Below are 23,973 nucleotides of genomic sequence, written 5' to 3'. Positions count from 1 at the left end.
GATCCTCATGACCTCTGCCGTCCCCAAAACGAGCGCCTTCCCGAACCCGGGCGCCCGGGCCGAGGTCGAGGAGGGGGCCGTCTTCACCCCCCGGTTCGACGCCCACGGCCTCGTCTCCTGCATCGCCGTCGATGCCACCGACGGGCAGGTGCTGATGCTCGCCCACATGAACGCCGAATCGCTGGCCAGGACCCTGGAGACCGGCGAGGCCTGGTACTGGTCGCGTTCGCGCGGCGAACTCTGGCACAAGGGCGCCACCAGCGGGCAGGTCCAGCGCATCGTCGAGATGCGGGTCGATTGCGACCAGGATGCCGTGCTGATTCGCGTCGATGTCGGGGGGGATGGCGGCTGCTGCCACACCGGCCGGCGCGCCTGTTTCTATCGCCGCGTCGATCACGATCCGGCGACCGGACAGGGTGTCCTGAGCCCCGCCGACACCTGAGCCCGAGGCGGTTTCTTCGACCCGGTTTCTTCGACCCGGTTTCTTCGACCCGGTTTCTTCGACCCGGTTTCTTGGACGCGGTTTCTTGGACGCGGTTTGTTCGACGAGGTTCCTGCCCGGCATGATCCCGCCTCGAAACGTCCTGGCTCGCCTGCGCACATCCTGCCGAATCCTGTGTCGATGATGTGGGATGGCCTCTCCCCGGGGCGCTCGGCCCAGGTCGAGGTCCAGCGGATCGCGCCGGCGCGCCCGCGCTTTCCCCCCGGTGCCGTCGAGCCCGTGACCCCGCCGCAGGCTCCGGGGCCGCGCATCGGCCTCGCGCTCGGCGGCGGATCGGCCCGGGGCTGGTCGCAGATCGGGGTGATCGAGGTGCTGGAGGAGGCCGGCATCCACCCGGTCGTGGTGGCGGGCTGCTCCATCGGCGCCGTGGTGGGCGGCTGCTACGCGGCGGGCCAGCTCGGCCTTCTCAAGAGCTTCGCCCTGTCGCTGACCCGGCGCAGCGTCATGGGGCTGCTCGATCTCCGGCTCCGCTCCGGCCTCATCGCGGGCGACCGCCTGAGACGGCGCCTCCAGCACGACCTCGCCGACCGTCGCATCGAGGGGCTTCCGATCCGTTTCGCCAGCGTGGCCACCGACCTCGACAGCGGCGAGGAGGTCTGGCTCACCCGGGGCTGTCTGGTGGAGGCCCTGCGGGCCTCCTATGCCCTGCCGGGCATCTTCCCGCCGGTGCGCTGCGGCGGCCGGCTCCTCCTCGACGGGACGCTGGTCAATCCGGTTCCGGTGAGCATCGCGCGGGCGCTCGGGGCCGATCTGGTGATCTGCGTCAACCTCAACGGCGACCCGCGCTCCGGCGACCCGCGGGATGCGGTCCCAGCCCGGATCGCGGCCGAGCCTGTCGTCGCGCCCGCCCCGCGCCGGCCGCGGCGCTGGGGCCTGCGCCGTCCGGGACCGCGCGCCCAGACCGCCGGAGCCCAGATCGCCGGAGTCCAGATCGCCGGAGCCGAGGCCCCCGGGTCGGCGCACGGCCTCGCCACGCCCGGCATGGCGCGGGTGATGCTCGATGCCTTCAACATCACGCAGGACCGGATCTCGCGGGCGCGCCTCGCCGGCGATCCGCCCGACATCGCCATCGTGCCGCGTCTGGCGGAGATGGGCCTGTTCGAGTTTCATCGCGCGGCCGAGGGAATCGCCCTCGGCCGCGAGGCGGCGCGCGCCGCCCTGCCGCAGATCCGCAGCCTCGTGGCGGCGGCGGCCGCCCGGACCTGACCGGCCTCGGGGCTCCGGGGCAGGCCTGGAAATTACCCCCGGAAATCAGGCCCGCAAATCAGGCCATGGTGATGTAGTCGCGCATCGCCTGGTGTTCGGCCTCGACGGCCTCGATCCGGCGCTTGACCACGTCGCCGATGGAGATGAGCCCGGCCAGGCGCCCCTCCTCGACCACGGGCACGTGGCGGAAGCGGCCCTCGGTCATGAGATGCATGACCTCCTCGATGCTGCAGGCGCGGGTGCAGGTGGTGACGTCGGCGGTCATGTGCTCGGAGACCAGGGCGTCCAGGGCGTTGGCGCCCTTGGCGGCGAGCGCCCGCATGATGTCGCGCTCGGAGAGGATGCCGCGTACGGCCCCATCCGCATCGCTGACGACGACGGCGCCGATGCGCTTCTCGGCCAGGAGATGGATGGCCTCGTCGAGACTGCGCTGCGGCTCCACCGTCACGACGGAGCGGCCTTTCTCGGCGAGGATGCGTGCAACGGTCATAGACATGTCCTTTCCCGGAATATCCCCATGATCGGGGGGCCGGATGGGCAGGGATGCCGGGCTTGGCCTGTGCGGCAGGCTGCCCGGCTCGGTCTATGGCGATAGTGTGGCCCGCGTGCGCACTTGGCAAGATCCCGCAGGATCAAGGAGGGAAAGAGCACGATAGTTCAAGGCGCCGGGACGGTCGGGAGGGGCTGCCCTCAGCGCCGGGCGCGGTCGATCAGCGGCAGCAGGAAGAAGCCCGCGAGGAAGCCGCCGAGATGCGCGTCCCAGGCGACCGACGTCGCCTCGGCCCCAAGCGGCAGGGCGATGATTCCGAACAGGAAGTTGGTGACGAGCCAGATCACCAGGAACACCACCGCGGTGCGGTTGCGCATCAGTTCCGGAATGGTCTGGAGCGGGGCGAAGGCCGGCCGCTGCCAGGGTGGGCCACCGGCATAGACGGGAGGCGGCTGGAACACGAAGCGCGCGGCTGCCGCCATCAGGGCGGAGACGCCTGCCGAAGCCCCGATCAGGGGGGCGGTGCTCAGGGGATCGAGGAGGACGTGGAGGATGCCGCCCGCCACCGCGCCGACCAGGCCGACCAGGCCGTAGCGCCAGGCCCCGTAGCGGCGGGCCACCGGCGCCCCGAAAGCGGCGAGCCAGACGGTGTTGAAGATGACGTGCATCCACGAGCCGTGCAGCAGCGCGTAGGTGGCGAAGGTCCACGGCATGGCGGCGGGGTCCGCCACCACGTAACGGGCGAAGGCCTGCCGCGCCTCGACCACGTCGGGGTCTCCCGCCAGGGTCGAGGCCGCCCGGAGGAGATCCTCGGCCCGGGCCGGATCGAGGGCCACGCTCCAGCGGCCCGGGATCAGCGCGAGGTCGATCAGCGCCGCGATGTCCCAGGTGTCCGGCAATACGAACTCCCGCAGGGCATGGATGCCCACGAGCACGCCGATCGACGCGCTGACCACGCCCGGCATGTTGAAGATCGGAACGCGGTTCTGCGGCGGCAGGTCGGGGGTGGCATCCATGCGGCCACCATGTCGGGGTCGGGTGCGGCGCGGCAAGTCCTGCCCTGCCCGAAATCACCCTGCCCTGCCCGAAATCACCCTGCCCTGCCCGAAATCACCCTGCCCTGCCCGAAATCACCCTGCCCTGCCCGAAATCACCCTGCCCTGCCCGAAATCACCCTGCCCTGCCCGAAATCACCCTGCCCTGCCCGAAATCACCCTGCAATGCCCGAAACCGTCCTGCGATGCCCGAAACCAGCCCCCCTGTGCTCGAAGGCCATTGTGAGGAACACGAAGGTCCGCCGTGCCGCGACCCGGACACCGGGCCTGAATTTGCCGGTGGACAACCGGGCCTGCGCATTAACCTTGATCAGAGGTTAAGGGCGCGCGTCGATCTTGATCGGCATAGACTCTGCGCCGACCCGGCACAGACTCCGCGGGCGATCCCAGATTGCTCCCGAAGCCGCCCAATTCGAGAAGGTCCTTTGCCGGACCGTGCCATTGTGGGATCTCATGAAGCATCCGACCAGCCGCATGCTCCACGCCTACTGGGATCGTCTGCGTCACGCGCGCGCCGCGCCGGAGCGCAGCGAGATCGAGCCCGGCGAGATCCGGAACCTGCTGGCGGACAGCCTGATCCTCGAGGTCGACATGGCCCGCGGCGCGGCCTCGGTCCGGCTGGCCGGGACCCATGTCTGCGCCCTGTTCGGACGGGAACTCAAGGGCCGGGATTTCGCCGGGCTCTGGGGCATGCCCGACGCCGATCCCTGGCTGCTGGTGGAGGCCGTGGCCCTCGACACGGTTGGGGTGGTGGCCGGCCTGCAGGGTCTGACGGAGCGTGACGAGACCATCGATCTCGAACTGCTGCTGCTGCCCCTGCGGCACCATGGCGAGACCCAGACCCGCATCCTCGGGGCGCTCAGCCCGACCTGCGTGCCGCATTGGCTCGGGATACGGCCCCTGACCCGGATGCGCACGACCTCCCTGCGCATCCTCGGCCACGAGACCGTGCCGGCCTATCAGGATGCCAGGGCCACCCTCGACGACCTGCCCGAGCCGGCCAACGATTCCGCCCCGTTGCGGCGCGGCCATCTCCTGGTCCATCCGGGCGGACGCGCCTGATCGAGGCGGCCGGCCAGCGGCGGAAGGATAATCCGACAAAACTTTGGTAACCATCGGCAGGTAGCGTGAAGCCGCTTGAATCCTCGAAGCGAGTCGCCCCGCCATCATGATCGAGGACGTCGAACGTTCCGCCGGGCTGTCGGCCCGGGATCGACGCAGTCCGGACCTGCGTCGGCACCATCGCGTCAAGGTCTCGATACTCGGGCGCTACATGCTGGCCGACCGTCGGGAATATCCCTGCCAGACCGTCGACATGTCGCCGGGCGGGGTCAGCCTGACCTGTGCGGTCATGGGCGCGCTCGGTGAGCGCGTGGTGCTCTACCTCGAGCATGTCGGCCGGATCGAGGGGACGATCGCACGCCTGATTCCCGGGGGCTTCGCCGTCCGGCTCAACGCCACCCCGCGCAAGCGCGACAAGATCGCCTCGCAACTCACCTGGCTCGCCAACCGCGAGAACCTCGGTCTGCCCGAGGGCCGCACCCACGAGCGCCTCACGCCCCTGGTCACGGGCGTCGTCCTGCGCCTGGAGAGCGGGCGCGAGGTCGCGGCCCGGATCATCGACATCTCGATGTCAGGCGTCGCGCTCACCACCGCCAGCACCCCGGCGATCGGCGTGAGCCTGATGGTCGGGCGTACGCCCGGGCGGGTGGTGCGCCATTTCGAGGGCGGTATCGGCGTGCAGTTCATGCTGCCGATCTCGCCCGACCTGTTCCACGAGGGCCTGACGCTCTGAGATCCGGGCGCCGCCCCGTGCTGTCCCGTCCTGCTGCCTACGCCTCGGTGAGGGGCAGGCTGCGGCTGTTCGGGCTCCAGGACAGGTCCGGCGTCGTCGCGAAGAGGCGCTTGTGGGCGAGGGCCGCATAGGTATCGGTCATGCCGGCGATGTAGTCGGCGACCCGGCGGGCGATGCGACCCGGCTCCGCCTCCGCCAACCCGGCCGACCATTCCTCCGGCATCGCGCCGGGCTCGGCCGTGAAGCGCCCGAACAGGTCGGCCACGATGATGTTGGCCTTGGCCCGCACTGCGAGCACGCCGGGGTGGCGGTACATCCGCGCGAACAGGAAGGTCTTGATCGCCGCGTCCGCCTCCGCGATCGCCTCCGAGAAGGCGATGACCGGCGCCTGCGCCGCCCGGATGTCGCCCACCGAGGACGGATTGAGGGCGTCGATGCGCCGGGTGCTCTCGGCGATCACGTCCTCGACGAAGCGGGTGATGACCCGCCGCGCCAGCTCGTGAATCTTTCGCGAGGACTCGAGGTTTGGATGGAGGCGGTCGATCTCGGTCAGCAGGTCGCTTAGGAACGGCACCTCGGCGAGGTCCGCGAGATCGAACAGGCCGGCGCGCAGGCCGTCGTCGAGGTCGTGGCTGTCGTAGGCGATGTCGTCGGCGAGCGCCGCCGCCTGCGCCTCGGGGCCGGCGAAGCGCGCCAGTTCGAGGTCGTTGAGGGCGTTGTACTCGAGGATCGCCGCCGGGATGCCGCGGCCGATCCAGCGCCGGGTCGGCCGGCCATCCGGCTCCAGCAGGGGGCCGTTGTGCTTGACCAGGCCCTCCAGGGTCTCCCAGGCGAGGTTGAGCCCGTCGAAGCCGGCGTAGCGCCGCTCCAGCCGCGTGACGATGCGCAGGGCCTGGGCGTTGTGGTCGAAGCCGCCATGGTCCGCCATGCAGGCGTCCAGGCTGTCCTCCCCGGTATGGCCGAAGCAGGTGTGGCCGAGGTCGTGACTCAGGGCCAGCGCCTCGGCGAGATCCTCGTCGAGGCCGAGCGCCCGGGCCAGAGCCCGAGCGATCTGGCTCACCTCCAGGGTGTGGGTCAGGCGCGTCCGGTAATGGTCGCCCTCGTGATGGACGAAGACCTGGGTCTTGTGCTTGAGGCGCCGGAAGGCCGAGGAATGGATGATCCGGTCGCGGTCGCGCTGGAAATCGCTGCGCGTCGGGGAGATCGCCTCCGGGATCAGGCGCCCGCGCGTGGCCGCCGGGTCCGTGGCATAGGGCGCGCGCCAGCGCTCGCCACGCCGCTGCGGCGCCTCATCACGCCGTTGGGGCGCCTCGCCCTGCCCTGTCGAATCCGCCTGCATCACGCTCCGTCGCTCCGCATCCGGTGTCCTGACGTCCCGCCGCGTTGCAGCATCAGGGTCCCCGGCATATCTTGTATCGCATAGCAGTTGTTCCAACGTCGTCCGGGCCACGATCGGCCGGGGCGGCCGGCGGATCTCGAGACCACCCCGCGAGACCACTCCGATGGCCGACATCACCCTGACGCCCCGCGCCGCCAAGCGCATCAACGAGATCATGGGCGCCGAGCCGCCCGGCGCCTCCCTGCGGATCAGCGTGAACGGCGGCGGCTGCTCGGGCTTCTCCTACGCCTTCGACATTGAGAAGGCGCGGGCTGCCGACGATATCGCCATCGAGCGCGACGGTGCCACCGTCCTCGTCGACCCGATGTCGCTGGAATACATGAGCGGCGCGACCATCGATTTCGTGAACGACCTGATCGGGCAATCCTTCAAGATCGAGAATCCCCAGGCCACCGCCTCCTGTGGCTGCGGAACCTCGTTCTCCCTGTGAATGAGGTGCGGTCCCCGCGTGGGGCCGCCCCGCGATTGCCTCCCGCGTGAAACTGCGGCACGGGAGAGGCCCTCTCTCCGACGCCTCCGGGCTCCTCTCCCGGAACGCGATCCTTCGAAGCGCCTCTTCGCCAGCGATCCGGATACGCCCATGACCTGCTCGAAAGGCCGCCCCCTCCGTGCGTGGGCGACCGGTGTCTCGGCCTGCGTCCTCGTCCTCCTCGGCGCGGGAATCGGCGCCGGGTCCGGTGCGGCTCAGGCCCAGGAGGCGGCCTCGGCGGTGCAGGACGTGACCCTGCAGGACGTGACCCTCGCCTTCGGCGAGACGGTGCTGAAGGCGCCCCGCATCACCGCCAGCGGGACCCGACTCTCCAAGGACGAACTCTCCGCGCTGCTGAAGGGGGGAGCCGGCGAATCCTGGCCCGCCCGCCTCGTCCGGCTCGATGCCGCCAGCCTGGCCATTCCCGAATTGCGGGTCGAGCGCACGGCCGCGGCCGACGCGACGCCGGTGGTGACCTATCGCGATGTGGTCGCCCGCGACGTCCGGGCCGGGCGCATTGCCGAACTCACCGCGGCGGGCGCCTCGATCCTGGTGGCGGGCGGTCCTCAGAAGGGGACCGGCACCTACGGTCGCATGCGGGCGACCGACCTCGACCTGACCGTGCTCGCCCGCCTGTACGGCGAGCCGGGCGACGGCAAGAGTGCCCTGCAGCGGATCTACGCCACCTTCGCGGTCGACGACGTGGCCTACGTGGACGCCCGGGGCACGGCCGTGAAGATCGCCCGGATCGAGGGCCGAGACCTCAGCGGGCGACAGATTCCGGCGACCTGGACCGGGGCGCTCCAGGCCTTCACGGGGCTCGATTACGAGCGGATCGCCCCTGCCGAACGCGCGCGGCTGATGGGCCTCGGCGCCGATCTCGCCGAGGCGGTCTCGGTCGGCGCCCTGGAGGCCACCGGCCTCAGCGTCCAGGAAGCCAAGCCCCGCGATGCCTTCAGCCTCGGCGTCGCCCGCCTGGAGATGACGAGCGCGGGCCTCCACCTGGAGGACATCACCTTCGCGGGGATCGACGGCGCCAAGGCCCGCCTCGCCCGGCTCTCCCTCGACGGCTTCTCGCTCGCTCCGACCGTCGCGGCCCTGCGCAAGCTCGCCGCCCTGACCACGCCGCCCGCGGAGGCGGACCTGCGCCTGCTGACGCCCGCCCTCGGCACCCTGGCGCTGAAGGATCTCAGCCTCGATCTGCCGGCCGAGCCGCAGAACGGACGCGACCCGGTCCGTGACCCTGCGCGCGACCCTGGCGACAAGGCCGCCGCCGCGCCGATGCATGTGGGCCTGCGCGACGGCTCGCTGAACTTCGCCGCCCCGCGCGACGGGGTGCCGACCGCCGGGCGCCTCAGCCTGTCGGGCCTGACCCTGCCGGCCTCGGCGGTCGCGGGGGTGCCGGGCCTCGGCTCGCTGGGCCTCTACGGCTACCGCGACCTCGATCTCGCCCTCGTGGCCGACACTGCCTGGGACGAATCCGCCCGTGAGCTGAAGCTCGGCGAGGTCTCGGTCTCCGGTAAGGACATGGGCAGCGTCCGCATCAACGGCATGATCGGCGGCATCGGCCCGGAGGTCTTCAATCCGGACGTGGCGGTGTCGAGCTTCGCCATGCTGTCGGCCACGGCCAAGGCCCTCGACCTCACCATCGAGAATACCGGGCTGTTCGACCGCTTCATCGCCGCCCAGTCGAGGGTGCTGAGCCTGAAGCCCGAGGAGCTGAAGCAGGAATACGTCACCGCCAGCACGTTCGGCGTCCCCGCGATTCTCGGCAATTCGGCGGGCGCCAAGGCCATCGGCACCGCGATGGGTCAGTTCGTGACGAAGCCCGGCACCCTCTCGCTCAGCCTGCGGCCCAAGAACGGCACCGGCATCGGCATACTGGAATTCAGCGCCGCCCCGACCCCGGCGGCCCTGTTCGACCGGCTCGAGGTCAACGCCAAGGCGAACTGACAAAGGGCCGTGGTTGCGCGGATCGGAGCGGTGCTCGGCCGCTCCGGCCTCATGCCAGGTCGCGCACCACCACCCGGCCGCGCTCGGCCGAAAGGGCGAGGCGGCCGCTCTTGAGGGCCAGGGCCTTCTCGCCGAACAGCGTGCGGCGCCAGCCGTGGAGCACGGCCACGTCGGCGTCGTCGTCGTCGGCGATGGCCTCCAGGTCGTCCACGGTGGCGATGATCTTCGGGGCGACGCCTTCGGTCTCGCACACCGCCTTCAGCAGCACCTTGAGCAGTTCGACTAGAGCCCCGTTGCCGCCCCGGCTGCGCGCGCGCTCGGGCAGTGCGATCTCCGTGAGGTCGCGGGCGAAGCCCCGCTCCACCGCCGCCAGGATGTCGGTCCCGGTGCGCGAGCGCTCGAAGCCGGCGGGAATCGAGCGCAGGCGCCCGAGCGCCTCGACGCTGCGGGGGGCCGAGGTTGCGACGTCGATCACCGCCTCGTCCTTAAGGATGCGTCCGCGCGGCACGTTGCGGCTCTGCGCCTCGCGTTCGCGCCAAGCGGCGACCTCCATCAGCACGGCGATCTCGCGGGGCTTGCGCATCCGCCCCGCCAGCCGGCGCCAGGCGGAGGCCGGATCGGCCTTGTAGGTCTCCGGCGAGGTGAGCACGCTCATCTCCTCGTCGAGCCACTCGCCGCGATCGGTGGACAGGAGCTGGCCCGCCAGCACCTCGTAGACCTTCACGAGGTGGGTCACGTCGGAGAGGGCATAGCTGAGCTGGGCGTCCGAGAGCGGCCGGCGCGACCAGTCGGTGAAGCGCGAGGACTTGTCGACCTTGGCCTTGGCCACGTCGTTGACGAGCTGCTCGTAGGAGACCGAGTCGCCGTAGCCGCAGACCATCGCGGCGACCTGCGTGTCGAAGAACGGCTGCGGCAGCAGGCCCCCGAGGAGCCAGATGATCTCCAGGTCCTGGCGGGCGGAATGGAACACCTTCACCACGCCCTCATCGGCCATCAGGGCGAAGAAGGGCGCGAGGTCGAGGTCGGGCGAGAGCGGGTCGACGAGCACCCCCGAGCCGTCCGGCGCCGCCATCTGAATGAGGCAGAGCTTCGGGTAGTAGGTGGTCTCGCGCATGAACTCCGTGTCGACGGTCACGAAGGGATGCGCGGACAGGCGGGTGCAGGCCTCGGTCAGGGCCGCGGTGGTGGCGATCAGATCCATGAATCCGGCTATACCGAAGGTTCTCGCCTCAGGCGAGGGATGCCGGCTCACGTCCTTGGCCACGTCCCCCTAATTCGCACGCGCACCGGTCCGCCTGTCCCCGCCCGTCCCGGCGCTGTGGCACGGATCGGCGGCCAGGGCTCAGGCCGCGACCGATCCCGCTCGCCCGCCCCGGCGGGCCGCTTGCGCCCAGGCCCGGCGCTGCGCCGTCCGTTCGCGGCGCTGCGCCTCGGCGCGGGCCAGCAGCCAATCGAGGATGCCGGTCTCGATGCGCGTGGCGCTGGATGGATCGGTGAGCCGGCGGATGCGGTCGGCGCGGAAACCCCGGTACCCGCCGCGGCCGCGGTCGATGCCGCCGAGGAGCGTCCGGCCCGGCCCGAGCCTCAGCTCGCGCGCCTCGACGCGCCGAGTGCTCCAGGCTCCGCGCGAATCCTCGTAGACGATCTCGAAGGTGCCCTCGAGGGGCAGGACACGCCATTGGCCCTCCTGCCGCTCGCGCGGTTCGGAGGCGCCGGCCGGCTCCTGCACAGGTCCGGGCGCCCCCGACGCCGCCTGTCTCAGAATGTCGAAAAAAGCGTTGGAATTCATAGGCCTGATATGGGGATGGGCCTGCGATTCCGGAAGGGATCCGGCGCTTTTCGGTAAGGGGCAACCCGCCTTCGGCCCCTGCTCTCGACGCCTCCGGCTTCGGCTCCCGAGTCCTCGGTGCCTGCCCGTCGCCTTGACTTCGCACCCCCCACGTGAATGGTGCGCCGCTCCATCCCAAGCGCCCGTGATCTGTCAGCCCCTGATGCAACAGCCTGCCATGCACCGTTATCGGACCCATACCTGCGGGGCGCTGCGCCCGTCCGACGTCGGCGAGAGCGTCCGCCTCTCCGGCTGGTGCCACCGCATCCGCGACCATGGCGGCGTGCTGTTCATCGATCTGCGCGACCATTACGGCCTGACGCAATGCGTGGTGGATTCGGACTCGAAGGCCTTCCAGGCCGCCAACGCGGCGCGCTCGGAGTGGGTCATCCGCATCGACGGCCGGGTCCGCACCCGCCCCGCCGGCACTGAGAACCCGGACCTGCCCACCGGCGCGCTGGAGGTCTATATCGACGACCTCGAAGTGCTCGGCCCGGCCGGCGAATTGCCGATGCCGGTCTTCGGCGACCTCGACTACCCGGAAGAGACCCGGCTGAAGTACCGCTTCCTGGATCTGCGCCGCGAGAAGCTGCACGCCAACATCATGAAGCGCGGGGCGATCATCGACAGCCTGCGCCGCCGGATGCGCGACGGCGGCTTCTTCGAGTTCCAGACCCCGATCCTCACCGCCTCCTCGCCGGAGGGCGCGCGCGACTATCTCGTGCCGTCCCGCGTGCACCCGGGCAAGTTCTATGCGCTGCCGCAGGCCCCGCAGCAGTTCAAGCAGCTGACGATGATCGCGGGCTTCGACCGCTACTTCCAGATCGCGCCGTGTTTTCGCGATGAGGATGCCCGCGCCGACCGGAGCCCGGGCGAGTTCTACCAGCTCGACATCGAGATGAGCTTCGTCACGCAAGAGGACGTGTTCCAGGCGGTGGAGCCCGTGCTGCGCTCGGTCTTCGAGGAATTCGCCGAGGGCAAGCGCGTCACCGGCACCTTCCCGCGCATCCCCTATGCCGAGGCGATGCTGAAATACGGCGTCGACAAGCCGGACCTGCGCAACCCGCTGATCATCGCCGACGTGACGGCCGAATTCGCCCGCGAGGACGTCGCCTTCAAGGCCTTCAAGGGCGTGATCGCGTCCGGCGGCGTGGTCCGGGCGATCCCCGCCACGGGGGCGGCGACCCAGCCGCGCTCGTTCTTCGACAAGCTCAACGACTTCGCCCGCGCCGAGGGCGCGCCCGGCCTCGGCTACATCATCTTCGAGGACGACAACGGCACGCTCACCGGCAAGGGCCCGATCGCCAAGTTCATCCCGGCCGAGGTCCAGGCCCTGATCGCGCAGAAGACCGGGACCAAGGCCGGCGACGCGGTGTTCTTCTCCGCCGGCACCGAGGGCAAGGCGGCGGCGCTCGCTGGCAAGGCCCGCATCCGCATCGGCGACGAGCTGAACCTGTCCGACAAGGACCAGTACGCCTTCTGCTGGATCACCGACTTCCCGATGTACGAGTGGAACGAGGACGAGAAGCGGATCGACTTCTCGCACAACCCGTTCTCGATGCCGAACTTCGACCGCGAGGCATTCCTGGCCCTCGATCCGTCGGATGCCGGGACGATCCTGAACATCAAGGCGTTCCAGTACGACATCGTCTGCAACGGCACCGAATTGTCCTCCGGCGCGATCCGCAACCATCGCCCCGACGTGATGGAGAAGGCCTTCGGTATCGCCGGCTACGGCGTCGAGGTGCTGGAGGAGAAGTTCGGCGGCATGCTCAACGCGCTGAAGCTCGGCGCCCCCCCGCACGGTGGCATCGCGCCGGGCATCGACCGCATCGTCATGCTGCTCTGCGGCGAGCAGAACCTGCGCGAGGTCGTGCTGTTCCCGATGAACCAGCGCGCCGAGGACCTGATGATGGGCGCCCCCGCCGAGGCCACCCCGAAGCAGCTGCGCGAGCTCCACATCCGCCTCAACCTGCCCGAGAAGAGCGCCTGAGGGGCCGAGCCCCCTCTTACCGCCGGCGGGATCGTTACCCGTGACATCCGTCCTCAGGCCCGCCGAGGCCCTGGTCCGCGCTGTCGAGATCCTCGCGGCGCAGGGCTTCGCGGTGGTCGCCCGCAACACCCGGGGCGACAGCGTCTACCTCAAGCCCGAGGCCTGCGCCTTCGCCCTGCGGGTCTCGAACCATCCCCGCACTCCGAAGCAGCGCAAGAACCACCCCGACGCCATCACCAGCCTCGTCCTGCGCGACCCGACCTCCGAGGCGGCGCTGGCGGAGACGGTCGCGGTGGCGGTGCGGAATTTCGGCGGCGAGCGGGTGAAGCGGGAGCGGGGGCTCGGGGTGAGGGCGATTGACCGAACCTATCCGTGAATATAGAGCTATGATAGGTTTTTATTGATATTTAGGCGTGTCTATGAGACAGATGGGCCGGTCGCTCGATCTCTCGGGAGCACCGCCCATGTCGTCGTCAGGTCGCCAAAGCGGAGAACGCGCGAAACTCCCCTATGACCTCGCAGCCCTGAGAGTCGAAGTCGGACTGCTCCGCGTCGAGCATCTCCTCTCCCGGGCGTACGATCCTGATCAGCCTCGCACCCCGGCTGGCCAGACCGGGGCCGGGCGATGGACCTCTGGAGACGACGGGCAGGACGTCATCGCCGATGACGGCTCGCGGGTGCTCTCGCTGCGGGTTCGCAGCCAGCCGTCCGAGACCTGGGACGAGCGGCACGTCGTCATCGCGCCGGATGGAACCAAGACGCTCTTCGAGATGGAGGGGCGAACCCAGACCATCAGCGATGGCGAGACGGGAGAGATCCTGTCGCGCGGCACTCGGATCGACGGCCGGGTGGAGCCGGAAGCATTCGTTCAAAGCGCGAGAGCCCCACAACCATCCCGGTCACGGACCGCAGCAGCTGTCGAGGCCGGGATGGCCTTGCTCTCAATCCTTTCTCTCCGGAAGAGCCGGGATGGCACTGCGATCTTCGAGGCGCCGGCCAGCGCGTATGAGCCCGGGTCGGATGCGAACAATCCGGCCATGTGGGTCGGTCGGGTCGACCAAGCGGAACTGGACGCCGCCTGTCCGCGTCGTGGCGAGGTTCAGGGGATCCTCGATGACTCCGTCTCTCAGGTGCGCACGACCGGTAATTTCATGGACGCGCAGGATTTCGGCAATAAAGTTCACGCCGTCGCTGCCGCAAAAATTCGTGCACTTAACGATCCGAATCTTGTTCAAGAAGTTTCATATGTTCCTGGTACAACGGAACCGGTTATTCCCGATAAAACAGACCCGGTGCCCTACGGAACTCAGTTCTCAATTCGTCTCGACGCCCTTGAAAAAAGTGACCCATTGACGGTCTGCGTCCACGATTTCAAGACCGGCAAGAGCGGCCTCGCAGCTCTACGTGCCACCCATATCGCACGGATGGTTGCCATCAATTTCCCTGGCACGCGGCGCATTATCGTGAATGAAATAAGGCCTTCCCGATGACGAACGCCAAGCAGATCAAACAGATTTTCGGGCCCCTGGCAGCGCAGTATGACGATCTGAGACAGATCGGGTCCCACTATCTCTGGCTTCTGCCGGTTCGGCACGTGGCGCTGCGTGTCCTGATCGACCGAAGTTCGCACAAGGATCTGTGCACGCCGCAATGGACGATGTTGCAGACCTTCATGCCGGGTCCCGATCTGCTGACGAGCATCGGCTATTCCGGCTACCTGCATCGTCCCGCATCGTCCCGCGTGGTGGAATGGGACTGGTCGGATCCGACGATGATCGACGATCTACTCTCGGTCATCGCGACGGAAGCACTACCCCGGCTTCGCGCGATCGATTCGCTGCCGGCATTTTGGGCGGTCTACACCGACGGCACCGATCGCAAGGTGCCGCAATGGCCGGAAACTCGCCTGATCTTCCACATCGCTCTCGGCGACCTGGATTCGGCGCGGGCGCTCTACGAAACCCTGGAGCCGGAGCTTCGCGAAGATCGGTATCCCAATATCGCCTGGGTCCAGAAACGCCGCCGGATGGTCCTGAGCGTCGCCGAACCGCTCCTGGCCGGCGACCGGGCCGCCCTCGCGAAAGTCCTGCACGGCTGGGAGGCGGACAACATCCGCGGCACCAAGCTCGAGCCCTACTGGCAGCCGACGCCGTTCCCGCTGGAGGACGCGTCGGCCTGAGGCTCAGCCCTCGGCCGGAGTCTCATCGCGAAAATACGGCTCCACGGGGCCCTTGAGCTTCACCGTCATCGGATTGCCGGCGCGGTCCAGGGTCTTGCCGGCCGAGAGGCGGACCCAGCCCTCGCTGACGCAGTATTCCTCGACATTGGTCTTCTCGACGCCCTTGAAGCGGATGCCGATGCCGCGCTCCAGGATCTTCTCGTCGTAGAACGGGCTGTTGGGATTCACAGCGAGGCGGTCGGGAGGCGTATCGGACATCGTCGCGGACCTTGGGTCGTTTCACGTCGCAGGGTGAGGATTTCGAACGCAAGCGGGTACGGGATTCGGGGCGCTCTCGCAACGCCGAGCCGCTTTCGGGGCGCAGGCGGGCCCGCAAACCGGTCCGCGATGGAACAAAACGCCCCGATCGTCAGCGTCGGACCTCGGGTCCGACGCGACAATGCCGGCCGGCCACGGGCATTTGCTCCGATGGGGAAACCGGCCCGAACGGCGGGTGGGCGCGGTCGATTCGGGGTTTCCGGCTCGGGTTGCGCCCACTGGGCAGCCGGTGCAACAGGAGCCCCAGTCAAAAACCCCGCCGATGATGGGAGACGCGCTCCGACGCCGGGGGCAGCGCGACATCCGAAGGAGGACGACCATGGGCGACAACATGTCCGACGATCTTAAGTCGGGAGCACTGGTCTACCACCGCCTGCCGCGTCCCGGAAAACTCGAGATCCAGGCGACCAAGCCGCTCGGCAACCAGCGTGATCTGGCGCTGGCCTACTCGCCCGGCGTCGCCGCCGCCTGCATGGCGATCCACGAGGACCCGCAGGAGGCCGCCACCCTCACCATCCGGCAGAACCTCGTCGCGGTGCTCACCAACGGCACCGCCGTGCTCGGCCTCGGCAATATCGGGCCGCTGGCCTCGAAGCCGGTGATGGAGGGCAAGGCCGTCCTGTTCAAGAAATTCGCCGGCATCGACGTGTTCGACATCGAGGTCGCCCAGAACGACGTCGCCAAGCTCGTCGACGTGGTCTGTGCCCTGGAGCCGACCTTCGGCGGCATCAACCTCGAGGACATCAAGGCGCCCGAGTGCTTCGAGGTCGAGGAGCAGTGCCGGGCCCGGATGAACATCCCGGTCTTCCACGACGACCAGCACGGCACCGCCATCATCGTGGCGGCCGCCGTCCTCAACGCCCTCGAACTCGCCGGCAAGAACCTCCCCGACGTCCGCATCGTCACCTCGGGTGCGGGCGCGGCGGCGCTGGCCTGCCTCAACCTGCTGGTGTCGCTCGGCGCCCGGGTCGAGAACATCACCGTCACCGATATCAAGGGCGTGGTCTACAAGGGCCGGCCCGAGCTGATGGACCGCTGGAAGGACATCTACGCCCAGGAGACCGAGGCCCGCACACTGGCCGAGGTGATTCCGGGCGCGGACGTGTTCATCGGCCTCTCGGCCGGCGGCGTGCTGAAGCCCGAATATCTGGAGAAGATGGCCGAGAAGCCGCTGATCATGGCGCTGGCCAACCCCTACCCCGAGATCATGCCCGACCTGGCGCAGGAGAAGCGCCCCGACGCGATGATCTGCACCGGGCGCTCGGACTTCCCCAACCAGGTCAACAACGTCCTGTGCTTCCCCTACATCTTCCGGGGTGCGCTCGACGTCGGTGCCACCTCGATCAACGAGGAGATGAAGCAGGCCGCCGTGAAGGCGATCGCGGCGCTGGCCCGTGAGACGCCCTCCGACGTGGTCGCCCGCGCCTATGGCGGCGAGGCCCGGCCCTTCGGCCCGCGCTCGCTGATCCCGAGCCCGTTCGACCCGCGCCTGATCCTGCGCATCGCCCCCGCCGTCGCCCAGGCGGCGATGGATTCCGGCGTCGCCGGCCGGCCCCTGGAAAACGTCCAGGCCTATACCGACAGCCTCGACCGCTTCGTCCACCGCTCGGGCTTCATCATGAAGCCGATCTTCTCCAAGGCGAAGGAGAACCCCAAGCGCGTCATCTACACCGAGGGCGAGGACGAGCGCGTGCTGCGCGCCGCCCAGGCCATCTGTGAGGACAAGGTCGCGCGGCCGATCCTGGTCGGGCGCCCCCGGGTGATCGAGACCCGGATCAAACGCTTCGGCCTCTCGCTCAAGCAGGGCGTCGATTTCGACCTGATCGATCCCGAGGACGATCCGCGCTACCGCGACTACGTCGCCACCTACCTGGAGGCGGCCGGACGGCGCGGCATCACGCCGGACGCCGCCCGCACCCTGGTGCGCACCAACAACACCGTGATCGGCGCCATCGCGGTGCGTCGCGGCGAGGCGGATGCGCTGATCTGCGGCCTCGAGGGCCGCTTCGAGACCCGCCTGCGGGTGATCCGCGACGTGATCGGCCTCGCCCCCGGCGTGCTCGACTTCGCCGCCATGAGCCTGATCGTCACCAAGGAGGGCGCCTACTTCCTGGCCGACACCCACGTGCGGCCGGACCCCAGCGCCGAGGAGATCGCCGACGTCGCCGTGGCCTGTGCCGAGCACGTCAGCCGCTTCGGCCTGACCCCCAAGATCGCGCTCTTGAGCCACTCGGATTTCGGCCAGTCGGATTCGCGCTCGGCGGTGAAGATGCGGACCGCCCTCGGGCTGATTCGGGAGCGCCGGTCCGACCTGGAGGTCGACGGCGAGATGCAGGGCGATTCCGCCCTGTCGGAGGTCATCCGCGACCGGGTGATGCCGGCCTCGCGCCTGAAGGGCGCGGCCAACGTGCTGATCCTGCCGAACCTCGATGCGGCCAACATCGCGTTCCAGTTCGCCAAGGTGCTGGCCGACGCCCTCCCGGTGGGTCCGCTGCTGATCGGGCCGGCCAAGCCGGCCCACATCCTGTCGCCCTCGGTCACCGCCCGCGGCATCGTCAACGTCACGGCCGCCGCCGTGGTCGAGGCCCAGGCGGCCGAGATCGGCGTCGGGGCGGCGCTGGCCGAGCCGGGCGTCGGGCCGACCTCGGCCTGAAGCGGAACCCCTGCGTGCGACGCAGGGCGCGGCGGCCGAACCGCCGCCTCGCCCTGGCGGGCCAAGTGCGATAGCCCTGCTCGCGAGGGAGCGTGCGACGGCCGGGCTCGAGTCCGGCGCGTCATCGCGGACACGGGAGACACGGGATGCAACTCGGCATGATCGGCCTCGGCCGGATGGGCGGCAACATCGTCCGCCGGCTGCTGCGCGACGGGCACGACGCGGTCGTCTTCGACCAGAACCCCGACGCGGTCGCCGCCCTGGTGGCGGAGGGCGCGGTCGGCGCGGACAGTCTGGAGGACTTCGTCGCCAAGCTCTCCGCGCCCCGCGCCGCCTGGGTGATGCTGCCGGCGGGGACCATCACCGAGGCCACGGTGAAGACCCTCGGGGGGCTGATGGCGGCGGACGACGTCGTCATCGACGGCGGCAATTCCTTCTACAAGGACGACATCCGCCGCGCCGCCGAGCTGAAGAGCGCCGGCATCCACTACGTCGATGTCGGCACCTCCGGCGGCGTCTGGGGTCTCGAGCGCGGCTACTGCATGATGATCGGCGGCGACAACGCCGCCCTTGAGCGCCTCGATCCGATCTTCAAGACGCTGGCGCCGGGCGTCGGCACCATCCCGAAGACCCCCGGCCGCGAGGGGCGCGATCCGCGCGCGGAGGCGGGCTACATCCATGCCGGGCCGAGCGGTGCAGGCCACTTCGTCAAGATGGTCCATAACGGCATCGAGTACGGCCTGATGCAGGCCTATGCCGAGGGCTTCGACATCCTCCGGCACGCCAATTCCCAGGATCTGCCCGAGGCCCAGCGCTTCGACCTCGACATCGGCGACATCGCCGAAGTCTGGCGCCGCGGCAGCGTGGTCTCGTCCTGGCTCCTCGATCTCACCGCCGGTGCCTTGGCGCAGGACGAGACGCTCGAACATTTCTCCGGCTTCGTCGCCGATTCCGGCGAGGGCCGCTGGACCCTGAATGCCGCCATCGAGGAATCCGTGCCGGCCAACGTGCTCTCGGCCGCCCTCTACGCGCGCTTCCGCTCCCGCGAAGAGGCGAGCTACGCCGACAAGCTGCTCTCGGCGATGCGCAAGGGCTTTGGCGGGCATCAGGAACCGAAGTAGTTCTGGAGCCGAAATAGGCCCGCGTCGGTTGTCCGCTGGTCCGAGGGGCACCCCGGACCTCATTCCCTGCCAGCCTCGAGGGCCTGCGCCGATGATCCCCCTGCCCGAGCGCGCCGAGATCTTGCCCGACGCCGATGCGGTGGCGGCGGCCGCCGCCGATCGTCTCGTGGCCCTGTGCCAGTCGGCGCCGCGCCCGGCCATCGCGGTCTGCCTCTCCGGCGGCTCGACGCCGAAGCGACTCTACGGGTTGCTGAGCGGGCCGGCCTACCGGGCGCACCTGCCTTGGGAGCGCCTGCACTGGTTCTTCGGCGACGACCGGATGGTGCCGTGGACCGATGCGGCAAGCAATGTCCGCATGGCGCGCGACGCCTTCGGCGAGGCTCCGATCCCGGGGGGCCATCTCCACGCCATGGACACGCAGGGCACGCCGGAGGCCGGCGCCCGCGCCTATGCCGAGACCCTGCGGGCGTTCTACGGCGCGGACGTGCTCGACCCGGCCAGACCGCTGTTCGACCTCGTCCTCCTCGGCCTCGGCGAGGACGGCCACACCGCCTCGCTGTTTCCGGGCAAGCCTGCCCTGAGCGAGCGCCACGCGTGGACGGCACCGGTGCCGGAGGCGGGGCTCGCCCCCTTCGTGCCCCGCATCACCCTCACCGTCCCGGCCCTCGCCTCCGCCCGCGAGACCCTGTTTCTCGTGACCGGTGCCGGAAAGCAGGAGCCCCTGCGCCGCCTCGCGCGCGGCGAAGACCTGCCCGTCCGGCACGTCCGCAGCGTCGGGCGGCTCGCCTGGCTCGTCGACCGGGAGGCGGCAGGCGCCTGACCGGCAACGGGACCGGAACGGCTCCGGTTCACCGAAGCCCTGAGGGCCGGTCGAATCCGTCGGCCCGGAGGATTTCGGCATCCCCGGCGCGTTGCACAGCTTGGCTCATCGGGTGTCGCTCCGATCGGCGCGGGCCGACACCCGTGATGAAAAGTGTTGCGTTCTGGAAATCCGCGAGCGAACACTTGGCGATAGCCGGAATCGCCCGGTTTCACGACGCCGCGCCACGGGCCAAGAACTGTTATGGGCCAAGATCCTTTTGCCGGTGGTCCTGTAGTCGGTGGTCCCTGGATCGGTCTGCCCCGGCGCCCCGTTCCGGCGAAGCGGTGGCGCCGGTCCTCGCATCAACGCATCGGACCGTTGCGCCCGCTCGACGAATCGGGACCCCATCCGGTCCTCCGCGGAATCCGCTCCGGCGCCGTGGCGGGCCTGACCCTGGTGGCCGTCCTCAGCCTGCCGGTCCTGCTGGTTCTGACCGTGAAGGCACCGCACCCGGCCGACGATGCGGCGCTGGCGCCGGCCCGTGTCTGGGCCGCGTCGCACGAGGCAGAGATCGCGGGCGCGCGCCCGGCCTCGGCGATGCCCCTGCGGGCGCCGCCTGTGCCAGGAGACCGGGTTCAAACGGAGCGGGCGGAAGCGACGCCGGCCGCTCCCACGCTCCCGCCGGTCAAGGCCGCGATGCCGACGGCATCCGTCGCGGTGGCCCCGACGCCATCGCGCAGGGGTTCTGCGTCCGTGATGGCCGCCGTGTCCGAAGCGGCCCCGGGCCGTGCCGAGCCACTGCGCGGCGGGGCCCGCTCCACCCGACCTCTCCTCACCCTGGACCAGATTCCGGTCCTCGACGATGCGAACGGCGCGCTGACGACCGAGGACGCGCCGGTCTCCCCTGCAAGGCCGGCCCGGTCCGGTCGCCCTGCCCCGTCGGCCCGGACCGCGAAGGCTCCCTGACCGGGCGATCAGGCGGCGCGTCGGGCCGCCGTGAGCGTGTTGTCGTTGAGCGCGACGAACATGCCGGCCGAGGCTTTGTCCGGGAGGACCGAGCCCGAAGCGGCATCGTCGGTGAGGAGGGCCAGCATCGGCCCGATGGCGACGGCACACAGGCCGAGAACGAACAGAGCGATCATGGTGCGGATCCCGATGGCGATCCGGGTTTATCGCACTGCACAACGGCGTCTGGTATATCGTATACCGCTACGCGGTCATGCAGCCGGAGCGTGGCTGGCGCGTTCGGCTGCGACGTTGTTGGCGCGGCGCCGCCGCCAAGCCATCCGGCCGGGTGATCTACCGGTGAACGGGATCGGCGACGATCGGGGGTAGCGGCAGCAGGTAGTACCCGCCGACGAGCAGGATGGCCGACAGGACCAGACCGAGCGACGAGACATACAGGATGGCGAAGACGTCACGGTTGAAGTCCGCCGTTCGCAGGACGATGGCCGCGAAGGGAATGCTCACCAGGGCGAGGAGGATGGAGACGACCATCGCGGAAACCTTTGCCGGTGCGAGGTCGACCGGGGCGCCCCGGTTATCGCCCTCGGCCTCGAACGACTGCGAGCCGGAGGGGATCCGGCTCGCAGGAGATAGGCAGGTCCCGCGCCCGGTACCGGGGCGCGGGATGGGTCAGGCATGCGCCAGGGCGCCGGCCGGCTGGACCTGCCCTTGCGCCGCATGGTGGCGCTTGAGCATCGGCCGCAGCACCGCGATGGCCAGGAAGGCTGCCACGAGGTCCATGATCGCCACGGTGTAGAGCACCGTCGCCCAGGTGCCGGTGGCCTGCATCAGCAGGTTGCCCACCGGTACGAACAGGGCTGCGAAGCCCTTGGCGCAGTAGAGCACGCCGTAGATCTTGCCGATGTGCTTGGAGCCGAAGGTGTCGGCGGCCGTGGCGCTGAACAGCGAGTAGACTTCGCCCCAGGCCAGGAACACGATGCCGGAGAGGATCACGAAGGCCCACGGGTTGGTGCCGAAATAGCCCAGCGCCACGATGCCGATGCCCTCCATGGTGAAGGCGATGAACATCGTCTTCTCACGGCCGATCCGGTCGGAGACGTAGCCGAAGAGCGGCCGCGAGATGCCGTTCATGATCCGGTCGAGCATCAGCGCGAAGGGCAGCGCGGCCATGGCGAAGAAGTACAGGTTGACCTGGAATTCCTTCACGCCGAGATCCTGCGCGATGACGCCGAGCTGGGCCACGGCCATCAGGCCGCCCGTCACCGTGCAGGTGAACATCAGCAGCATCACCCAGAAGACCGGCGTGCGCAGGGCCTCGCGCAGGGTGTAGTCGCGCCGGGTCTGCAGCACCTTGGTCGAGAAGGTGACCTCGCCCTTGGACGGCGCCCGCAGACCGATGGCCGCCAGCATGATGATGCCGCCCTGGATCAGCCCGAACACGAAGAAGGCCTGGGCGTAGCTGCCCTGCGAGATCATGTTGGCGATCGGGATGATCGTCAGGGCCGAGCCGGCGCCGTAGCCGCCCGCCGTGAGGCCGACCGCGAGGCCGCGCTTGTCCGGGAACCACTTGAGGGCGTTGTTGATGCAGGTGGCGTAGACGCAGCCGACGCCGATGCCGCCCGCCACGGAGCCGAGATAGAAGCCGGAGAGCGTGGTGGCGTAGGAGTTGATCACCCAGGCGAGGCCGGTCATCAGACCGCCGAACATCACCACGCGGCTCGGGCCGTACTTGTCGATGAAGTAGCCCTCGATGGGGGTCAGCCAGGTCTGCACCACGACGAAGATCGTGAACGCGACCTGGATCGCGGCGCGATCCCAGCCGAAGGTCTTCTGGATCTCGGGGACGAACAGCGTCCACGCGTACTGGATATTGGCGGCGGCCACCATGCAGGCGACGCCGAAGATGAGTTGCAACCACCGATTGGCGGACGGTTTCGCTATAGGGGGCGCGGCAGCGGACATCGCCATGAGCTGAGTTCCTCGTTCTGCTTGGGACGTTGAGCGTTTTGCTGAGGATCCGAATTGAAATGCTCGTTTGCGCCCCGCCCGCCTGAGATCAGCCACGCGTTTCACTTGGCGGTTCGCATATCGGCATTATTTGGTATACCAGAAGTCCGCGCAAGCAGAATAATTCTACATTGGGTGCTGAATTTTCGGGATTAAGGGATAGGCCAAGTGCGTTTACGCCCCTGGTCGCCGCCTGAGGCGGTTTCCTCCATTCCGGCTCAGCCCCGAGGCGTCACGCCGGTGCAGGGCCCGCGCGTTTGCGTGCGTCCGCGCACGGCGCCGCCGGGATCGATCCGGGTCGCGGAAGAGCGGCCGAAGCACCGGCCGGAACACTTCGCCTGAACAGAAGACTTCGCTTGAACAAGATTTCGCCTGAACAAGGGACTGGAAGACGTGGCCGGGACGGCCCGGTATTGTGTCCTGAGGTCCGGTCTTCCTGTGTTCGCGACGGCGCCTATTGGCCCGGCATCGTCAGGATCAGCGGTCCGCTGCGGGAAGCGACGACGGTGTGCTCGTACTGGACCGTCAGGGCCTGCGGTCGGCTGTAGAGGGTCCAGGGGTCGTCGCCATCCTCCGCGTAGTCGGCGCCGAGGGACAGGAAGGGCTCGACGGTGAACACCAGGCCTTCCTGGATGATCCGGCGCTCGGACGGGTCGGGCCAAGTCGCGATTTCGGTCGGCGCCTCGTGCAGCGACAGTCCGACCCCGTGGCTGGCGAGGTTGCGCACCAGCGTATAGCCGTTCTTGCGCGCGAAGGCCCCCACGGCGTTCCCGATCTCGGCCAGCGGCTTGCCCGGACCGACCTGGCGCAGGCCGGCCCACATCGCCCGGCGCCCGTCGCGGCACAGCCGTTCCACCGCCCGCGTCACCGGCGGTACGGCGAACGAAGCGCCCGTATCCGCGAAGTAGCCGTCCCGCACGGCGGAGACGTCGATGTTGACGAGGTCCCCCGGACCGATCCGGCGCTCTCCCGGGATGCCGTGCGCGATCTCCTCGTTGACGCTGATGCAGGTCGCCCCGGGAAAGCCGTAGACCATCTCGGGCGCCGGCCGGGCGCCGGCCGTTTCCAGGAACGCCCGGCCGATCCGATCGAGGTCGCGCGTGGTCATGCCGGGCTCGATGGCCCGGCCCATCGCGTCGAGCGCATCGGCGACGATGCGCCCGATCCGCTTCAGCGCCGTCAATTCGTCGTCGTTGGACACGGTCATGGCATCTCCGCGGGTCCGGGGTCGGCCGGA

General features: G+C 69.3%; 24 protein-coding genes. 14 read left to right on the top strand and 10 right to left on the bottom strand.

The genetic code is table 11. The features are described 5' to 3' along the window. The first annotated feature begins 7 nt into the window (after positions 1–7). Complete coding sequence (hisI, locus tag ASF60_RS13325) at positions 8–442, top strand: phosphoribosyl-AMP cyclohydrolase (RefSeq protein ID WP_056185473.1); 435 nt, start codon at positions 8–10, stop codon at positions 440–442. 180 nt (positions 443–622) lie between these two features. Beyond that, positions 623–1,708, top strand: coding sequence for a patatin-like phospholipase family protein (locus tag ASF60_RS13320; protein WP_082507944.1), 1,086 nt, complete (start codon positions 623–625; stop codon positions 1,706–1,708). Positions 1,709–1,766: 58 nt separating this feature from the next. On the opposite strand, the gene ASF60_RS13315 is transcribed toward ASF60_RS13320, so the two are convergent. Further along, positions 1,767–2,198, bottom strand: coding sequence for a CBS domain-containing protein (locus tag ASF60_RS13315; RefSeq protein WP_056185470.1), 432 nt, complete (start codon positions 2,196–2,198; stop codon positions 1,767–1,769). A gap of 200 nt (positions 2,199–2,398) precedes the next feature. Continuing rightward, entirely contained in the window at positions 2,399–3,214 is an 816-nt protein-coding gene (locus tag ASF60_RS13310; protein ID WP_056185465.1) for a rhomboid family intramembrane serine protease, read from the bottom strand. A gap of 492 nt (positions 3,215–3,706) precedes the next feature. On the opposite strand from ASF60_RS13310, the gene ASF60_RS13305 reads away from it, so the two are divergent. Together ASF60_RS13305 and ASF60_RS13300 are read left to right on the top strand one after the other, a co-directional pair. Beyond that, a complete protein-coding gene (locus ASF60_RS13305) occupies positions 3,707–4,315 on the top strand; it encodes a PAS domain-containing protein (protein WP_056185530.1) in 609 nt (202 codons plus the stop codon). 106 nt (positions 4,316–4,421) lie between these two features. Further along, positions 4,422–5,048, top strand: a complete 627-nt coding sequence (locus ASF60_RS13300) for a PilZ domain-containing protein (RefSeq protein ID WP_056185462.1) — start codon at positions 4,422–4,424, stop codon at positions 5,046–5,048. Between the two features lie 37 nt (positions 5,049–5,085). On the opposite strand, the gene ASF60_RS13295 is transcribed toward ASF60_RS13300, so the two are convergent. After that, on the bottom strand, positions 5,086–6,387 hold the full coding sequence (locus ASF60_RS13295; protein ID WP_056185459.1) for a deoxyguanosinetriphosphate triphosphohydrolase: 1,302 nt from the start codon (positions 6,385–6,387) through the stop codon (positions 5,086–5,088). A 163-nt stretch (positions 6,388–6,550) separates the two neighbouring features. On the opposite strand from ASF60_RS13295, the gene erpA reads away from it, so the two are divergent. Together erpA and ASF60_RS13285 are read left to right on the top strand one after the other, a co-directional pair. Next, on the top strand, positions 6,551–6,877 hold the full coding sequence (erpA, locus tag ASF60_RS13290) for an iron-sulfur cluster insertion protein ErpA (RefSeq protein WP_056185457.1): 327 nt from the start codon (positions 6,551–6,553) through the stop codon (positions 6,875–6,877). A 150-nt stretch (positions 6,878–7,027) separates the two neighbouring features. Then, positions 7,028–8,869 (top strand): hypothetical protein, encoded by a 1,842-nt coding sequence (locus ASF60_RS13285; protein WP_056185453.1) that lies wholly within the window; start codon positions 7,028–7,030, stop codon positions 8,867–8,869. Positions 8,870–8,918: 49 nt separating this feature from the next. On the opposite strand, the gene rnd is transcribed toward ASF60_RS13285, so the two are convergent. Together rnd and ASF60_RS13275 are read right to left on the bottom strand one after the other, a co-directional pair. After that, positions 8,919–10,070, bottom strand: a complete 1,152-nt coding sequence (rnd, locus tag ASF60_RS13280) for a ribonuclease D (RefSeq protein WP_056185451.1) — start codon at positions 10,068–10,070, stop codon at positions 8,919–8,921. Between the two features lie 141 nt (positions 10,071–10,211). Next, positions 10,212–10,658 carry a hypothetical protein gene (locus ASF60_RS13275; protein WP_200935908.1) on the bottom strand — a complete coding sequence of 149 codons (447 nt, stop codon included), beginning with the start codon at positions 10,656–10,658 and terminating at the stop codon, positions 10,212–10,214. 217 nt (positions 10,659–10,875) lie between these two features. On the opposite strand from ASF60_RS13275, the gene aspS reads away from it, so the two are divergent. From aspS to ASF60_RS13255, 4 genes are all read left to right on the top strand, one after another. Beyond that, positions 10,876–12,690, top strand: a complete 1,815-nt coding sequence (gene aspS / locus ASF60_RS13270) for an aspartate--tRNA ligase (protein ID WP_056185448.1) — start codon at positions 10,876–10,878, stop codon at positions 12,688–12,690. A 40-nt stretch (positions 12,691–12,730) separates the two neighbouring features. Beyond that, on the top strand, positions 12,731–13,066 hold the full coding sequence (locus tag ASF60_RS13265; protein ID WP_056185444.1) for a hypothetical protein: 336 nt from the start codon (positions 12,731–12,733) through the stop codon (positions 13,064–13,066). An 88-nt stretch (positions 13,067–13,154) separates the two neighbouring features. Then, positions 13,155–14,180, top strand: a complete 1,026-nt coding sequence (locus ASF60_RS13260) for a hypothetical protein (protein ID WP_156634084.1) — start codon at positions 13,155–13,157, stop codon at positions 14,178–14,180. Beyond that, positions 14,177–14,869, top strand: a complete 693-nt coding sequence (locus ASF60_RS13255) for a hypothetical protein (protein WP_056185438.1) — start codon at positions 14,177–14,179, stop codon at positions 14,867–14,869. Before ASF60_RS13260 ends, ASF60_RS13255 begins: the two co-directional genes overlap by 4 nt. A 3-nt stretch (positions 14,870–14,872) precedes the next feature. On the opposite strand, the gene ASF60_RS13250 is transcribed toward ASF60_RS13255, so the two are convergent. Continuing rightward, on the bottom strand, positions 14,873–15,127 hold the full coding sequence (locus ASF60_RS13250; protein ID WP_056185435.1) for a DUF3297 family protein: 255 nt from the start codon (positions 15,125–15,127) through the stop codon (positions 14,873–14,875). A 379-nt stretch (positions 15,128–15,506) separates the two neighbouring features. On the opposite strand from ASF60_RS13250, the gene ASF60_RS13245 reads away from it, so the two are divergent. The 4 genes from ASF60_RS13245 to ASF60_RS13230 all read left to right on the top strand — a co-directional run bounded on the left by ASF60_RS13245 (position 15,507) and on the right by ASF60_RS13230 (position 20,729). Next, positions 15,507–17,840, top strand: coding sequence for an NADP-dependent malic enzyme (locus ASF60_RS13245; protein WP_056185432.1), 2,334 nt, complete (start codon positions 15,507–15,509; stop codon positions 17,838–17,840). Between the two features lie 146 nt (positions 17,841–17,986). After that, complete coding sequence (gene gnd / locus ASF60_RS13240) at positions 17,987–18,961, top strand: phosphogluconate dehydrogenase (NAD(+)-dependent, decarboxylating) (RefSeq protein ID WP_056185430.1); 975 nt, start codon at positions 17,987–17,989, stop codon at positions 18,959–18,961. Positions 18,962–19,052: 91 nt separating this feature from the next. Further along, complete coding sequence (gene pgl, locus ASF60_RS13235; RefSeq protein WP_056185427.1) at positions 19,053–19,781, top strand: 6-phosphogluconolactonase; 729 nt, start codon at positions 19,053–19,055, stop codon at positions 19,779–19,781. A gap of 420 nt (positions 19,782–20,201) precedes the next feature. After that, positions 20,202–20,729: a hypothetical protein gene (locus ASF60_RS13230; RefSeq protein WP_156634082.1), complete on the top strand. Its 528-nt coding sequence runs from the start codon at positions 20,202–20,204 to the stop codon at positions 20,727–20,729. Positions 20,730–20,737: 8 nt separating this feature from the next. On the opposite strand, the gene ASF60_RS24485 is transcribed toward ASF60_RS13230, so the two are convergent. From ASF60_RS24485 to map, 4 genes are all read right to left on the bottom strand, one after another. Then, a complete protein-coding gene (locus tag ASF60_RS24485) occupies positions 20,738–20,905 on the bottom strand; it encodes a hypothetical protein (RefSeq protein WP_156376258.1) in 168 nt (55 codons plus the stop codon). Positions 20,906–21,062: 157 nt separating this feature from the next. Continuing rightward, the gene (locus ASF60_RS13225; RefSeq protein WP_056185421.1) at positions 21,063–21,260 is read right to left on the bottom strand and encodes a hypothetical protein; all 198 of its coding nucleotides are present in this window, start codon (positions 21,258–21,260) and stop codon (positions 21,063–21,065) included. A 138-nt stretch (positions 21,261–21,398) separates the two neighbouring features. Beyond that, positions 21,399–22,697, bottom strand: coding sequence for an oxalate/formate MFS antiporter (gene oxlT, locus ASF60_RS13220; protein ID WP_056185417.1), 1,299 nt, complete (start codon positions 22,695–22,697; stop codon positions 21,399–21,401). A gap of 493 nt (positions 22,698–23,190) precedes the next feature. Then, positions 23,191–23,943: a type I methionyl aminopeptidase gene (gene map / locus ASF60_RS13215; RefSeq protein ID WP_056185414.1), complete on the bottom strand. Its 753-nt coding sequence runs from the start codon at positions 23,941–23,943 to the stop codon at positions 23,191–23,193. Positions 23,944–23,973 lie beyond the last annotated feature (30 nt).

Origin of the sequence: Methylobacterium sp. Leaf113 (assembly GCF_001423325.1) — a bacterium.
Taxonomy (GTDB): Bacteria; Pseudomonadota; Alphaproteobacteria; order Rhizobiales; family Beijerinckiaceae; genus Methylobacterium.
The sequence above is the reverse complement of the archived record's forward strand: the minus strand, read 5'-3'. Positions and strand labels throughout refer to the sequence as shown.